Origin of the sequence: Tetragenococcus solitarius NBRC 100494, assembly GCF_001544195.1 — a bacterium.
Taxonomy (GTDB): Bacteria; Bacillota; Bacilli; order Lactobacillales; family Enterococcaceae; genus Tetragenococcus; species Tetragenococcus solitarius.
This window is the reverse complement of record NZ_BCPY01000006.1, coordinates 74,226-88,768: the sequence shown is the minus strand read 5'-3', so window position 1 is coordinate 88,768 and position 14,543 is coordinate 74,226. Positions and strand designations below refer to the sequence as shown.

Here is a 14,543-nt window from a genome sequence, read left to right as displayed (position 1 = left end):
CTTGGACATAAGGTGCTTTTATTCGTAGGTTACTGTACAGGGTTATCTAGCTGGTTAATTATTTTAGCTCTTTCCATTGCCAATTTTGTACATCTACGATATCTTCACCGTTTTCACGGATATAATCGTGATGATATTGCAACTTTTCATCCATTTCTTTAATGAAACCGTCCGCTTTTTCAGCATAAACCAACCCAGCCGCTTCTTTTGCTAAGTGGAAACGATCTAATTCGTTTTTTACTCGCATATCAAATGGAGTTGTGATATCGCCATTTTCGCGATAGCCATGAATATGGAGATTGTGGTTATGACGATTGAAGAAGATATCACGAATCAATCCTTCAAAGCCATGGAAAGCAAACACGATGGGTTTGTCTGTAGTAAATAATTGATCAAATTTCTCATCGCTTAAACCACGCGGGTCTTCTTTAGGACGACGCAGTTTCAAAAGATCAACTACATTAACAAAGCGTATTTTCATCTCAGGATATTGTTCATGTAATATTGAAACAGCGGCTAATGCTTCTAAGTTTGGTTCTGAACCAGCCGCTGTAAATACGATATCTGGTTCATCATTATTATCAGTACTTGCCCAGTCGATCTTTTTAATTCCTTGGACCACAATTTCTTGCGCCTCATCAGCAGAATAAAATTGAGGTCTTGGATGTTTACTAGAAACGATCAAGTTAATGACCTCTTCTTCTTTTAGCGATTTATCCATCACAGCCATCAGTGTATTTGCATCAGCTGGTAAGTATTCCCGAATGAATTCAGGTTTTTTATCAGCTAAGTGTGTAATTACGCCTGGATCTTGATGGGTATATCCATTATGGTCTTGTTGGAAGACAGTAGATGAAGAAATCACATTCAAAGAAGGATATTTTTTACGCCAACTTTGCTCGCTTGCTTTTCGTATCCATTTGAAATGTTGTGTCAACATTGAATCGACAATTCGCAAGAATGATTCATAGCTTGCAAAGAAACCGTGCCTTCCAGTTAACACATAGCCTTCAAGAAATCCTTCCGCTTGATGTTCAGAGAGTTGTCCGTCAATCACGCGACCTACAGAAGATTGCCATTCATCGGACGTTTCTTTCGGTTCCATCCATTGACGATTTGTAACTTCAAACATTCCATTTAAACGGTTCGATTTTGTCTCATCCGGACCAAAAGTACGGAAAGTCGTTGGATTGTTTTTGATAATATCTGCTATAAATTCACTAAGAACAGTCATATCCTGTGCAGTATTAGCTCCATGATTAGCAGTATCGACTGCGTGTTTGCGCCAATCTGGCATATCCAATGGTTTCGGATCAAGCCCGCCGTTAGTAATTGGATTAACAGACATGCGTTTATTACCCTTAGGTGAAAGTTCTTTGATTGAATCAATAATGCGACCATTTTTATCAAATAACTCTTCAGGATGATAAGATTTCAACCATTTCACCAAATCATCTGCATATCCCATATGCTGTGCATCAACAGGAATAGGTACTTGATGCGCACGGAAAGTTCCTTCTACCTGTTCATTGTCCCAAGTTTTTGGCCCTGTCCAGCCTTTTGGCGTACGGAAAATAATGATTGGCCAATGCGGCATTTTTGCATCTTCGGCTTTTCCTTGGCGTGCTTTTTCCTGAATGGATTGAATTTCCGTAATAACTGTATCCAATGTTTTAGCCATTAATAGATGCATTTCTTCTGGATCTTCACCTTCAACAAAGTAAGGTTTCCAACCCATACCTTCAAAATATTTCTTCAAGTCTTCATCACTTTTACGTGCCAAGATCGTTGGATTAGAAATTTTTGCTCCATTTAAATTTAAAATAGGCAAGATTGCGCCATCGTTCACTGGGTTAATAAAGTTATTGGTCATTAAGCTTGCAGTAAGTGGACCTGTTTCCGCTTCGCCATCTCCCACCACTGTAGCTGCGATAACATCTGGATTATCTAAAACAGCACCTGCGGCATGAGAGATAGAATACCCTAACTCGCCACCTTCGTGAATAGAACCAGGTGTTTCAGGTGCCGCATGAGAACCAATTCCACCAGGAAAGGAGAACATTTTGAATAACTTTTTCAAACCTGCTTCATCTTGCGTAACTTCTGGGTAAATTTCCGAATAGCTGCCATCTATATAAGAATTAGAGACCATTACTTGTCCGCCATGTCCGGGCCCTTCGATATAAAACATGTTCAAACCGAATTTGTTAATGACTCGGTTTAAGTGGACGTAAATAAAGTTTTGCCCAGCGATGGTTCCCCAGTGTCCAATTGGATGGATTTTTATGTCTTCTTTTTCGATAGGTCGACGTAGTAAAGGATTATCTTTTAAGAAAATTTGTGCAACAGAAATGTAATTTGCTGTTCGCCACCAGGCATTCATTCTTTCTAAATATTCTTTTGAATCAATATTTACTGTCATATAAATACTCCCTTTTAGTATTTTTTACTTAAATACTTCCGTGATCAGTTTAACGTGTATTTTCTAATATGTAAAGTTTCATGGTATTTAACTGGTAAAAAGAGAGAACTTAAACAAACAATCGAATTTGAATGTCAATAATGTCCATTCAACCGTTGATTGAACACTATAAGGGAAAAATAATGTTCGTTCGAATGCCGAATGAATATTGAAATAGCAAAGTGATGTTCATTCATAGGGTGAATGAATACTGAAAAGTAAACTTAGTGTTCATTCAGGGGTTGAACGAGTAACGAAATAGCAAGGTAATGTTCATTCAGAAAGTGAACGAACATTGAAATGGACAGGTGTTACTCATTCATTCACGAATAGATAAAAAAATTATCCGCTCGACTACCGAACGGATAACAAATACTTCACTTTTTCCTTTTTTCTAACGAACGAAAGTAAGCCATTTCATCTTCAAACCAATACTCAAACATAATTCCTTTATTTTCACGGGTAGACATATGTCCAGCTCTTTTGGCTACCGGAAAGTGTTTGCGTAAAATAAAAGCCAAGTAATGAGGATTGATAGAGTCACCAAAGAAAAGCTGTAATTGTTTTCTTTTTAATTCACGATCATGGAATAAGACGCCAAACTCACAAACTGTTCGGGTGCAAGCTGTTTCTTTAGGTTCCCAATGACCGCAAGCGCAAACAATGAAATGTCCTTTTTCAGTTGTATCAAATCCGTGGCAAGAACGACAACAAATACCCTTTTTAAAAACTTTAATATTTTCAATAGGAATGCTTTTTGATGACTTAAAAGCTGGCACACAATAGCGTTGTAAAGTTTCTTTCCAATTTTTAACAGTAGGTCTTGTTTCCTGCGTGTTTAATTCGTATAACCAATGAGGGATGTCTCGATAAAATAGTACTGTTTCAGTAACGTCATCTATAATTTCAATCGTTTCCTGCGGATTCATAAAAGCTAAAACACCTTCTACTTTTAAAGGAAGATGGTGCTTATCAAAAATATTTTGTAACACTCGTTGGGCCTTTCGAAGTTGTTCAAAAATGTTATTGAGTAAGATTTTCCCGTTTTTATACCAGTTATTATTTTTAAAAATATAGTGTCCTTGATAATATTTCATATCAATGAGCAAAACGGTATGGTTTATGATAAGAATTTTGTCAATTTGTACAGTGGTCCCCTCAAAAGTTAAAGTAATGTCATCTAAAGATTCAAATTTCTCACCGAAAGTCTCAACGAGTTTGTCCAGATAAATTTCTCCTAAATAACCATGATAAAGATTTTGGTAGCGAAATTTTTCTTCAACGAGAGGAATACGTTGGTCTAAAAGATAAAGCTGCTGTAATTCGTGACTCATTTTCCTTTTATTCATAAATAGTCTCCTTTTAATAGCTTCTTTTATAATAAATACGCAAAAAAACTTAATAATTTTTTTATGATCCGCTCTTTTTTTGTGAAATAGTTTCTACATGTAAGGTATACTCCCATTTTATTGTGAAAAAGTAGTCAAAAATTTAAATAACTGCAAAGCTTCCCTGCTCAATGATGAAAGGATTTGTTTGCAATAAAATACGTTCTGTTTTAAAGTAAACGTGGATGTTTTCACATCTAGCAGTTTATTAATTGGAGGGAATCATATGAAAGTTATCGTTGTTGGCTCTTCTCACGGTGGTTATGAAGCAGTGCGGGAATTGTTAATGGATGAACCAGATACAGAAATACAATGGTATGAAAAAGGTGACTTTATTTCATTCTTGTCTTGTGGTATGCAACTATATCTTGAAGGCTATGTTAAAAATGTGAATGATGTTAGTTATGCTTCTGAAGATGAAATGCGGGCAAAAGGCGTTTCAGTATTTGTTGAACAAGAAATTACAGCGATTGATCCAGATAATCATACCGTTCATGTAGTGAACCATCAGGATGGTTCAAAACGCGATGAAACTTATGATAAATTGATTCTAAGCCCTGGTGCCGTTCCTGCAACATTACCTGTTGAAGGTAATGACTTAGAAAATATTTACGCAATGCGCGGACGTGATTGGGCAATTAAACTAAAACAAAAAACAGTGGATCCAGATGTGCATAACGTTGTTGTGGTTGGTGCCGGCTATATTGGTATTGAAGCAGCAGAAGTTTTTGCAAAAGCGGGTATGCATGTCACAGTGATTGATGTGTTACCGAGAATGTTAGCTACTTATTTGGATGAAGAATTTACTGATATTTTAACAAAAGAAATGGAAAAAAATAATGTCAAAGCAGCTCCTGGGCAAAACATTCAACGTTTTGAAGGAAAAGATGGGAAAGTTAACAAAGTAGTGACCGATCAAGCGACTTATGATGCAGATCTTGTTGTTGTGACGGCAGGAATTAAACCAAATACAAAATGGTTAGAAGATACATTAGAACTAACGTCTGGTGGTTTAATCCAAATTGATGATTATTTACAAACCAGTGTATCTGATGTTTACGCAATTGGTGATGCAACCCTAGTGAAATTCGCTCCAACAGACGGAACACCAGCACGCATTGCTTTAGCTTCCAATGCAAGACGTCAAGGTCGTTTTGCAGCTAAGAATGCTTTAGGTTACAAAAAAGCAGTGCCAAGTGTATCAGGATCAAGTGCACTTTCGCTATTTGATTACAAATTTGCATCAACTGGTGTTAAAGAAGGAACGGCTAGTGATTACGACGTAGATACGATGTCCACGCTAGTAACCGATAGCTATCGCCCACCATTTGTACCAGAAAAACATGGCAATGCTAAAGTATACTTCAAATTAACTTATGATCCAAAAACAACAAGAATTCTAGGAGCACAAATCATGTCTAAAGAAGATGTGACACAAAATATGAATGTCATTTCTTTAGCAGTTCAAGAAAAACTGACATTAGAAGATCTTGCTTATGCAGACTTCTTCTTCCAACCAGATTTCGATCGACCTTGGAGTATTATTAACGTAGGTGCACAACAAGCATTACGTGATGTAGAAAATAGATAATGAATCCTATAAAAACCAGCAGATGCACATCTGCTGGTTTTTTATGTGGGTTTGAACGATTTCAAAACGTTGTTACTTTTTTTGAGTTATGATATGATTAAAAACAGATAAAGCGTTTTCTTTTGGCTGATAAAAGATAATGCTTTTAAATGGTGAAGCAAAAACGAATGGTTCATTTAAAAGTAAAGGAGAATATTGAGATGAAAACTAGCCTTTTACTTGTTTCGCACAGCAAAGAAATTACTGACGGAATAAAAAAGATGGTTGAGCAAATGCAGACTTCAAACGATGTGTCGATCTACTCATTAGGTGGCACTGCAGATAATGAAATAGGCTCGGATCCAACGAAAATCGTTGACGCTGTTAATAAAGCGGATAAAGAAGATATTTTTTTAGTTTTTGCCGATATAGGAAGTGCGATCTTAAATGCAGAAATGGCTCAAGATATGTTAGAAGAAGAACAACAAAAACGGTACTATCTGATCGATGCTCCGCTTGTTGAAGGCGCTTTTGCTGCAGCGATTACTGCTGGAACGTCAGACGATCTTGAACAGATTATGTCAGAAGCTAAAAAAGCTGGAGATAAAGATTGGAACGCATAAAAAATTGGAGGATATACTATGAAAAAAATTATTAATAAAACAGACGATATTATCGAAGAAATGTTAAGCGGCTTATCAGCTAGCTATCCTCAGTTGATTCATCGAGTGGAAGATTCCCGCGTCATTGCCAAAAATGACCATAAAAAACAAGTTGCCTTAGTTTCTGGGGGAGGCAGCGGACATGAACCTTCGCACGCAGGTTTTGTCGGCGATGGGATGTTAAGTGCTGCTGTAGCAGGTGATGTTTTTACTTCCCCTACCCCCGATCAGATTCAAATTGCCATGCACGAGGCTGACCAAGGCGAAGGGGTATTGCTCATTGTCAAAAATTATACAGGGGATAACTTGAATTTTGAAATGGCACAAGATTTAGCCGAAATGGATGGTATTCAATCGGAAATTGTCGTAGTCGATGATGATATTGCTGTAGAAGATAGTGAATTTACAGCAGGTAAGCGTGGTGTAGCGGGCACAATTTTAGTGCATAAAATCTTAGGCGATGCGGCTCGTAATGGCGCTTCACTTGATGAATTGAAACAACTAGGGGATAAAGTTGTGAAAAAAATGAAGACAATCGGATTAGCGTTACGAGCAGCCACCGTACCCGAAGTAGGGAAACCAGGCTTTGAACTTGCCGAAGATGAAATTGAATATGGGGTCGGTATCCACGGAGAAGCAGGCTATCGCCGAGAAAAAATCAAACCTTCCCGCGAATTAGCCCAAGAATTGACCTCCAAAATTTTAGCCGATTATGGAACAAACCCTAAAAAAGTGGGTGTGCTGGTCAATGGCATGGGGGGGACTCCTTTAATGGAACAATTTATTTTTATGAACGATGTTTTAAATCTTTTAAAAGAACAAGACATTGAAGTGACTTTCCACAAAGTAGGCAATTATATGACCTCCCTTGATATGGAAGGGGTTTCCTTAACCTTGATTGATTTAACGGATGAAAGTATCAAAGAAGCACTAGAAAGCGAAGTCACCACGATTTCTTGGTAAGGAGGAAGGGCAATGCAATTAACGGCGCAAGATGTACAAACATGGATGGAAAAATTTACCGATAAAATTGAAGAAAATAAAAGCTATTTAAGTGATTTGGATACGCCCATTGGCGACGGCGATCATGGGAACAATATGGCTCGCGGCGTAAATGCCTATGAAGAATCATTTGAACAAAAACAACCTGAAACAATCAGTGATACGTTTCAAATATTTTCTATGGCGATGATTTCTAAAGTCGGTGGCGCTTCGGGGCCATTGTACGGATCGGCACTGATGAATATGGTCAAAGAAACTAAAGGGATTGAAACGATTGATTCTTATGAACAGTTGGGAGATATCATTGAACAAGGTCTAGCTGGAATCAAAAAAAGAGGGAAAACGTTATTTGAAGATAAAACGATGGTCGATGTTTGGGAACCAGTAGCACAAGCTTTAAAAGAAGGTTCTCTTGATAAGGAACAAATTGCTCAAGCAAAAGAACACACGAAAGATTTAATCGCTAAAAAAGGGCGTGCCTCTTATTTAGGCGAACGTTCCAAAGGACATATCGATCCGGGGGCGGCTTCCAGTGCATTGTTCTTCGATGCATTGGTAGAGGTAATTCAATAATTTTGAAGATGAATCCCGTCGAATAAATCATAATTGATTTATCCGGCGGTTTTTTGATGACTTTTAAATAAACGTACAAAAGTTTTAGAAGTATTATACTGTAATTTCGTTTACAGTTATAGTGGCTCTTACTTTTGCTAATTGCTTACTTTCAACTGTGGGAAACCAGTTCATTGCGTTACAAGTAGAGTAGCATAAAGCATCTTTTAACATATCTACTGTCTTAGTTTGCTTCTCAATGCCTGCTATCATTCTTCCTAAGAAAAAATCACCAGAAGCAATCGGGTTTTTTGTTTCGATTGGTTGTGCATATCCTTCATAAAGTCTGCCATTTATTTTTCCCACGATCCCCTTTGCGCCTAACGTAATAACGAAATTTTCTGTTTTGATATCTTTATCTAGCAAATATAAAAAATCTTTTTGAGTGTGTAGATTTTTATTTGGGAAAAGGTCTTGAGCCTCTTCATCGTTAATTTTGATTAAGTAAGGAGATGTTGTTCGATAAGTTTCTTTCAATGAATCTCCGCTGGTATCAATACATAATCTTATATTTTTACCCTGTAATTGTTGACTGATTTTAGCGATGTAGTCGCTAGGCATTCCTTTCATTAAAGATCCAGAAAAAACTAGAATATCATTTTTAACAATGGAGTCTAAAAGGCTATCTGTGAAAGTTTGTAAAGTTGTATTACTTAATTCAAAACCTTTTTCATAAATAGGAAGTACGGTTTTTTTAGAAATATCGACAATAATAGTACAAATGCGTGTATTTTTTTCAACTTGAGTTGCTTGGATAAAATATCCGTATTTTTTTGCTAATTTAGTAACATATTTTCCATAAATACCACCAAGCATTGTATGAATCATGATTTTCTCACTATCAACGGTATGTGCTAAGGCATAGGCGACATTAAAACTTTTTCCACCCGGAAATTCTTCTATACGAATAGGACGATTGGGAGAGCCAAATTGGATTGACTCTAACAACACGGTACGATCAATTGCTGGGTTAGGACAAATTAAGTGGATCATTTGTATCACTCCTTTTAAAAAGTTGAGTTTATTATACTATAAAAAAGATTTGTTTTGCATTAATTTTGCAAAAAGAAAAATATTTTTGCAAACTACAAGTTTATATATTGCAAGTTGCAAGCGATGTGTTATAATACTGTTAGCGATTGCAAAGAAGGGGATAGAAATGTCAGATAAAAGAAAAGATAAAATTTTAAATATAATCAGAGAGAAAAAATCTGTTCGTATTTTGGATTTAAGCAAACAATTAAAAGTTTCAAGAGAGACCGTTAGGAAAGATATTAATGAGATGGAACAAGAAGGTCTATTAAAAAAAACATACGGTGGTGCAGTCTTTGATGAAGCAAATGTGGAAACAGATTATGAAAGACGAAAATCAGAAAACCAAGAAGAAAAGCGATTGATTGCTGAGAGAGCTTTCCAATTTATCGAACCTGGAGACACTATTTATTTAGATTACGGCACAAGTACGTATGCTTTAGCGCAAAAATTGGTTGATTTTGAAGATTTAACTGTTGTTACGAATAGTATTCCTATAGTCAACTTATTAATCCGAACACCTGGGATCCAATTAATTATTTTAGGTGGAAATGTACGTAAAAATGAGGACTCGCTTTTTGGTACATTTGGGTTAAATAATGCAAAGAATATTTTTATCGATATTGGTTTTTTTGGCTGTGCAGGAGTGAGTCCCAATTCGGGTCTAACAAATTATCATATGGGTGAAATCGAAATATCCAAAAAAATGGTTCACCATAGCAGTACTGCGATTTTGTTAGCAGACGAGACAAAATTTGGCAAGTCAGCCTTATATAAAACTGTTGAGTTAGAAGATCTAGATATTATTATAACTACAGCAGACAAGGGGGTAGTAGAAGAAGAGTACGAATTTGTAGATCGAAATATTGAATTAATCAGGGTAGAAGAGGAGAGTAGCCAGGATGATTGAAAAAAGATATATGTTCAATACTTCTTTTAAAAGTAAAGAGGAATTATTCAAAAAATCCACACTTTATTTAAAAGAAAGGGGGTATGTAACTGACGAATTTGAAGGCGCTTTAAACGAACGAGAAAAAGAGTTCCCTACAGGATTGCCTACTGATCCTTCAGTGGCCATACCACATACGGATGGCACTTATGTAAAAAAGGATACGATACTTTGTATCAGAAATGATGTAAAAATTCCTTTTAATGAAATGGGAGGTGATGAAGAAGATTTCGTTTATCCACAAGTTTTTTTCATGTTGGCTCTTAGCGATGGAAAAGAACATTTGGAACAATTACAAAATTTAGTAGAAAAGATACAAAGTGGAAACCTTGTTACTAGATCTTTACAAACAAATAATGTAGAAGAGTTTCAACAAGTAGTAGAAAGCTATTTATAGGAGGATATTCATTATGAAGAAAAAAGTTGTTGTAGCATGTGGAGGCGCTATTGCGACTTCAACAGTTGCTGCGAATAAAATTAAAGAACTACTAAAAGATAATGGGATCGATGCAGAGGTAAAACAAACGCGCATTTCAGAATTACCTGCTGAAAAAAATGGGGCAGATTTAATTGTTACCACAGGAAAAGTAAAAAAAGACTATGGAGTTCCTTTGATTCACGGAGTAGCGTTTATCTCAGGAGTAGGTTTAGAAAAAACTGAACAACAAATTTTAAATGTATTAAAAGAGAATTAGTTAATCCAAGGAGGACATATTAATGGCTATAATTCAGTATATTGTGGACTTAGGTCCAACAGTTATGCTCCCTGTGATAATTTTTATTATTGGTGTTCTGTTAGGGCAAGGGATTGGTAAATCACTTAGGGCAGGTTTAACTGTAGGTATTGGTTTTGTAGGTATCGATTTAGTCATTAGTTTGATGACAGAAAATTTAGGTGATGCAGCAAAAGCGATGGCGGAAAATTATAATCTTGGGTTAGATGTGGTTGACATTGGCTGGCCCGGAACTTCACCTATGGCTTGGGGGTCAGATATGGGAATAATAGCAATTCCGATTGCAATTGCTGTAAATATTTTGATGTTGATTACTAAAATGACAAAGGTTGTTAACGTGGACATCTGGAATATTTGGCATATTGCTTTTACTGGCGCAATTGTCCAAATTGCTACTGGGAGTTATATCTGGGGAATTGTTGCAATTATCATTCATTCTGCTGTCATTTATAAACTAGGGGATATTTTTATCCCTGTTACAGATGAATACTTTGGTCTAGAAGGCATAGCCATGCCCCACGGGACTTCAGCATATATGGGCGTTTTTGCCGCTCCCATTGACGATTTGATAGATCATATTCCCGGTGTAAATAAAATCAATTTAACTCCGGATCGAATTGAGCAACGTTTAGGAGTCTTTGGACAACCAACGATTATCGGGGCAGTTTTAGGTTTTATTATAGGTTTGTTAGCGCAGTATTCGATTGGGGATGCTTTAACATTATCAGTTCAAATGGCTGGGGTAATGGTATTAATGCCAATGGTAGTAAAATTGATTATGGAAGGTTTGACCCCTATATCTGAAGCAGCAAGAAAAATATTGGATAAACATTTTTCAGGCGGAGATTTCCGTATTGGTTTAGATTGTGCTTTGATGTTGGGAGATCCAGCAGTTGTGGCAGGTTCAATGCTTTTTGTTCCCCTTTCAATTTTAATTGCGGTCGTGATGCCAGGAAATCGAATTTTACCTTTTGGTGACTTGGCTACGATTGGGTTTTTCATTGCAATTGCGGTAGGAGTTCATAAAGGAAACATTTTCAGGACGTTGTTTTCTGGTACATTGATTATGTCTTTTACTCTTTGGATTTCTAATCAAATGGCTAGCTTGCAACAAACTTTAGGACAAAATGTTGGTTTAAGCAGTCCGGGCGAGCAAATTTCTTCACTTGATCAAGCGGGTTCGCCATTGACTTATTTAATGGCCAAAGGGTTTACATTAGATATCAACATTGGTTTCTTAGTGATTTTAGTAATTTATTTCTTCTGTTTGGCCTACACATATATAAAATATAAAAAAGGTAATTTATATGTAGAAAACGAAGAAGGCTAGAAAGGTGATTAAAAAGTGAAAGCTTTAGCAGTAACAGATGTTGCAAATTTTGAATTACAAAACATAGATGTTCCCGAACCTACAGATGAAGAGGTTTTAATAAAAGTTTCTTACGTAGGCGTTTGTGGTTCAGACTTACCACGATATTTTGAAGGTGGTGTTCATCAATACCCACAAATTTTAGGGCATGAATTTTCTGGAATTGTTGCTGAAATAGGCAAAAAAGTTACAAACCTGAAAAAAGGAGACCGGGTAGCTGTTGCTCCTTTAGTTCCATGTAATCATTGCGAGCAATGTAAAAGCGGACATCCTCAACTATGTCTAAATTATAGTTTTATTGGATCACGTAGACCAGGTGCAATGGCAGAATACGTTACAGCTCCCGAAGAAAATTGTTTGCTTGTACCAAAAGAACTTGATTTAAAAATTGCTGCAACTATTGAACCATTAACTGTTGCAATCCATGGTTTAGAGCGTGTACAAACTTACGCCGGCCAAAAAACTTTAGTATTAGGGGCTGGAACAATTGGATTAATGACAGTTTTAGCGTTAAAAGCTAGAGGTGTAGGAGAAATTACGGTAGTTGATTTGAACTCACATAAATTAGAAATTGCTAAGAAGATTGGTGCAGATAATGTTGTAAACCCTCTAAAAGAAAATTTAGATGAGTACTTTAAAGAAAACGGGTTAGCTAGTTTAGTTTTAGAAACAGCTGGCAATCATACAACACAAGTTCAAGCAGTGCAATATGCAGATCGTAAAGCAAGCGTAGTCTTTGTTGGAACATGTACCAAGCCAGTAGCGTTTGAACCTGAACAATTTGAATTGATTTTACGTAGAGAATTGGAATTAAAAGGCTCATGGATGTCTTACTCAGCGCCTTTTCCAGGTTTTGAATGGAGTGCAGCTCTGCGCTATTTGGCAACTGGAGAAGTTGATACTTCGCCATTAATTACGGGTATATATTCTCTGGAAGATAAAGCTTTACCATTTGAAAAAATGCGAGAAAAAGATACTAAAGAAGTGAAAGTATTATATGAAATTGGAGGCGAAGAAATTGAGTGAATTGAAACAAGAAAGATTGAAAAGAACCTTCAATGAGCAAAACGTAATTGCCGCTTTAGCAATTGACCAACGTGGTGCGATGAAAAAGATGATTAATCAATATAAAAAAGCCGCTTCAGAAGATATTATAGAGTTTAAAAAGTTAGTTGCTAAAGAGCTAACACCCTACACATCTTCTATTTTACTAGATCCCGAATACGGATTACCTGCGACCAAACAGAACGATCCAGCAAGCGGCTTACTATTAGCATACGAAAAAACAGGATATGATGCAACTGTTCCTGGCAGATTGCCAGATCTGATAAATGAATGGTCCGTTCGTCGTTTAAAAGAAGCTGGAGCGGATGCTTGTAAGTTCTTACTGTATTATGATGTTGATGAAGATAAAGAAGTTAATGATCAGAAGCATGCATTTGTTGAACGGATTGGTTCAGAATGCGTAGCAGAGGAGATGCCATTTTTCCTTGAATTAGTTTCATATGATGCTTCAGGCATAAACGAGAAGAGTGAGGAATACGCAAAAATAAAACCACATAAAGTTAATGAAATGATGAAAGAATTTTCAAAAGAGAAATATCATGTAGATGTATTGAAAGTTGAAGTACCAGTAAATATGTCTTTTGTAGAAGGCTATGGAGAAGATAAGGATGTTTATTCTAAAAAAGAAGCAGCAGCTTATTTTAAAGAACAGTCTACAGCGACAACACTTCCTTTTATTTTCCTAAGTGCAGGTGTCTCTGCTTCTCTTTTTCGGGATACTTTGCGATTTGCCAAAGAATCCGGTTCAACTTTCAATGGCGTTTTATGCGGTCGAGCAACCTGGGCAGATGGCGTTCCTGTGTTTGTTCAAGAAGGAAAAGAAGCAGTTATTGAGTGGTTGCAAACTCAAGGTAAACAAAATATTGATGAGTTAAATGAGGTATTAAAAGAAACAGCGACGCCAATTAGACTATAAAAATTAAATATAGTGCTATATAAATAAACTACTGAAACATCTAGATTGAAGATGTTTCAGTAGTTTATTTTTTGAAATCATCAAAACGAACTTCCTGGTTCGGTCAGAAACTTTTTTTCTTCATTGGTCGACTCTCGCCCTAAGATCGCATTGCGATGAGGGTATCTTTCGAAGCGATCAATGATTTTTTTATGTTGTTGTTCATATTCTAGAAAATTTTCAAGTCCTGGTTGGTTAAATAATTGTAGGGCAGCTTGATGGATTTTCTTTGATTCTGAATGCATAAAAGGCATTAATAAAAAGCCAAGTTCCTCAGCGGTTAGCAGATGTGTTTGACCGGTTTTTAATGCTTCTTGGGACAAAGTTAAGGCAGCAAGATCAAAAGCAAAAGATTCTGGTTTGCCGCGATAAATGTTGCGCGAAAATTGATCGAGTAGGATGATTTCTGCTAAACGACCTTGGATTGTAGTTCGCCAGTTGTCGAGCTCTCCTCGGGTAGCTTGCAGGTGTAAATCTCTAAAACGTTCAGTAATTAATTGATCCACTTCACTTCCGCCATTAAATAATTGTTCTGGTGAAAGCTCATGGAACCAAAAATATAAAACCGTCTCTGGTGTTTGCATGGAATGATCCTTTCTGTTTTGTTAGTCTAAGCAGTTTAACATGGTTAATTTTAAAATAAAGATTAGATTTATAAAAAATTTTATCATAATTTTACAGTTTTGAAACTATCTATAAAGATGAATAAAATAAGATATATAGTATCTTCTCATGTTTTTATTC

General features: G+C 36.4%; 14 protein-coding genes. 10 read left to right on the top strand and 4 right to left on the bottom strand.

The window, feature by feature from the left end; all coding sequences use genetic code 11:
- Positions 1–58 precede the first annotated feature (58 nt).
- On the bottom strand, positions 59–2,422 hold the full coding sequence (locus TS1_RS03525; protein WP_068707886.1) for a phosphoketolase family protein: 2,364 nt from the start codon (positions 2,420–2,422) through the stop codon (positions 59–61).
- A 416-nt stretch (positions 2,423–2,838) separates the two neighbouring features.
- Complete coding sequence (locus TS1_RS03520) at positions 2,839–3,810, bottom strand: nuclease-related domain-containing protein (protein ID WP_068707885.1); 972 nt, start codon at positions 3,808–3,810, stop codon at positions 2,839–2,841.
- 265 nt (positions 3,811–4,075) lie between these two features.
- Here TS1_RS03520 and TS1_RS03515 point away from each other — a divergent pair, with 265 nt between their 5' ends.
- From TS1_RS03515 to dhaL, 4 genes are all read left to right on the top strand, one after another.
- A complete protein-coding gene (locus TS1_RS03515) occupies positions 4,076–5,440 on the top strand; it encodes an FAD-dependent oxidoreductase (RefSeq protein ID WP_068707883.1) in 1,365 nt (454 codons plus the stop codon).
- Between the two features lie 200 nt (positions 5,441–5,640).
- Positions 5,641–6,042: a dihydroxyacetone kinase phosphoryl donor subunit DhaM gene (gene dhaM, locus TS1_RS03510; protein WP_068707881.1), complete on the top strand. Its 402-nt coding sequence runs from the start codon at positions 5,641–5,643 to the stop codon at positions 6,040–6,042.
- Positions 6,043–6,060: 18 nt separating this feature from the next.
- Positions 6,061–7,044, top strand: coding sequence for a dihydroxyacetone kinase subunit DhaK (gene dhaK / locus TS1_RS03505; protein WP_068707879.1), 984 nt, complete (start codon positions 6,061–6,063; stop codon positions 7,042–7,044).
- 12 nt (positions 7,045–7,056) lie between these two features.
- Positions 7,057–7,656: a dihydroxyacetone kinase subunit DhaL gene (dhaL, locus tag TS1_RS03500; protein ID WP_068707877.1), complete on the top strand. Its 600-nt coding sequence runs from the start codon at positions 7,057–7,059 to the stop codon at positions 7,654–7,656.
- 93 nt (positions 7,657–7,749) lie between these two features.
- Here dhaL and TS1_RS03495 read toward each other — a convergent pair whose 3' ends face one another.
- The gene (locus TS1_RS03495; protein ID WP_068707875.1) at positions 7,750–8,688 is read right to left on the bottom strand and encodes a 1-phosphofructokinase family hexose kinase; all 939 of its coding nucleotides are present in this window, start codon (positions 8,686–8,688) and stop codon (positions 7,750–7,752) included.
- Positions 8,689–8,854: 166 nt separating this feature from the next.
- Between TS1_RS03495 and TS1_RS03490 the strand changes: the two genes are divergently transcribed.
- From TS1_RS03490 to lacD, 6 genes are read left to right on the top strand one after another with little or no spacing between them, the layout of a single operon-like run.
- Positions 8,855–9,637 (top strand): DeoR/GlpR family DNA-binding transcription regulator, encoded by a 783-nt coding sequence (locus TS1_RS03490; protein WP_068707873.1) that lies wholly within the window; start codon positions 8,855–8,857, stop codon positions 9,635–9,637.
- On the top strand, positions 9,630–10,073 hold the full coding sequence (locus tag TS1_RS03485; protein ID WP_068707871.1) for a PTS sugar transporter subunit IIA: 444 nt from the start codon (positions 9,630–9,632) through the stop codon (positions 10,071–10,073). Before TS1_RS03490 ends, TS1_RS03485 begins: the two co-directional genes overlap by 8 nt.
- Before the next feature lie 13 nt (positions 10,074–10,086).
- Positions 10,087–10,371, top strand: a complete 285-nt coding sequence (gatB, locus tag TS1_RS03480; protein ID WP_068707869.1) for a PTS galactitol transporter subunit IIB — start codon at positions 10,087–10,089, stop codon at positions 10,369–10,371.
- 22 nt (positions 10,372–10,393) lie between these two features.
- Positions 10,394–11,740, top strand: a complete 1,347-nt coding sequence (locus TS1_RS03475) for a PTS galactitol transporter subunit IIC (protein WP_068707867.1) — start codon at positions 10,394–10,396, stop codon at positions 11,738–11,740.
- A 15-nt stretch (positions 11,741–11,755) separates the two neighbouring features.
- Positions 11,756–12,805 (top strand): galactitol-1-phosphate 5-dehydrogenase, encoded by a 1,050-nt coding sequence (locus TS1_RS03470; RefSeq protein ID WP_068707865.1) that lies wholly within the window; start codon positions 11,756–11,758, stop codon positions 12,803–12,805.
- A complete protein-coding gene (gene lacD / locus TS1_RS03465; RefSeq protein ID WP_068707863.1) occupies positions 12,777–13,760 on the top strand; it encodes a tagatose-bisphosphate aldolase in 984 nt (327 codons plus the stop codon). The genes TS1_RS03470 and lacD overlap by 29 nt, the downstream gene beginning before the upstream one ends.
- An 80-nt stretch (positions 13,761–13,840) precedes the next feature.
- On the opposite strand, the gene TS1_RS03460 is transcribed toward lacD, so the two are convergent.
- Entirely contained in the window at positions 13,841–14,383 is a 543-nt protein-coding gene (locus TS1_RS03460) for a DUF924 family protein (protein ID WP_068707861.1), read from the bottom strand.
- Positions 14,384–14,543 lie beyond the last annotated feature (160 nt).

What these genes read in the sequence shown, in the direction of transcription:
- TS1_RS03525 (WP_068707886.1), bottom strand. Translation starts at nt 2,422, where the DNA reads ATGACAGTAAATATTGATTCAAAAGAATATTTAGAAAGAATGAATGCC.
- TS1_RS03520 (WP_068707885.1), bottom strand. Translation starts at nt 3,810, where the DNA reads ATGAATAAAAGGAAAATGAGTCACGAATTACAGCAGCTTTATCTTTTA.
- TS1_RS03515 (WP_068707883.1), top strand. Translation starts at nt 4,076, where the DNA reads ATGAAAGTTATCGTTGTTGGCTCTTCTCACGGTGGTTATGAAGCAGTG.
- dhaM (WP_068707881.1), top strand. Translation starts at nt 5,641, where the DNA reads ATGAAAACTAGCCTTTTACTTGTTTCGCACAGCAAAGAAATTACTGAC.
- dhaK (WP_068707879.1), top strand. Translation starts at nt 6,061, where the DNA reads ATGAAAAAAATTATTAATAAAACAGACGATATTATCGAAGAAATGTTA.
- dhaL (WP_068707877.1), top strand. Translation starts at nt 7,057, where the DNA reads ATGCAATTAACGGCGCAAGATGTACAAACATGGATGGAAAAATTTACC.
- TS1_RS03495 (WP_068707875.1), bottom strand. Translation starts at nt 8,688, where the DNA reads ATGATCCACTTAATTTGTCCTAACCCAGCAATTGATCGTACCGTGTTG.
- TS1_RS03490 (WP_068707873.1), top strand. Translation starts at nt 8,855, where the DNA reads ATGTCAGATAAAAGAAAAGATAAAATTTTAAATATAATCAGAGAGAAA.
- TS1_RS03485 (WP_068707871.1), top strand. Translation starts at nt 9,630, where the DNA reads ATGATTGAAAAAAGATATATGTTCAATACTTCTTTTAAAAGTAAAGAG.
- gatB (WP_068707869.1), top strand. Translation starts at nt 10,087, where the DNA reads ATGAAGAAAAAAGTTGTTGTAGCATGTGGAGGCGCTATTGCGACTTCA.
- TS1_RS03475 (WP_068707867.1), top strand. Translation starts at nt 10,394, where the DNA reads ATGGCTATAATTCAGTATATTGTGGACTTAGGTCCAACAGTTATGCTC.
- lacD (WP_068707863.1), top strand. Translation starts at nt 12,777, where the DNA reads ATGAAATTGGAGGCGAAGAAATTGAGTGAATTGAAACAAGAAAGATTG.
- TS1_RS03460 (WP_068707861.1), bottom strand. Translation starts at nt 14,383, where the DNA reads ATGCAAACACCAGAGACGGTTTTATATTTTTGGTTCCATGAGCTTTCA.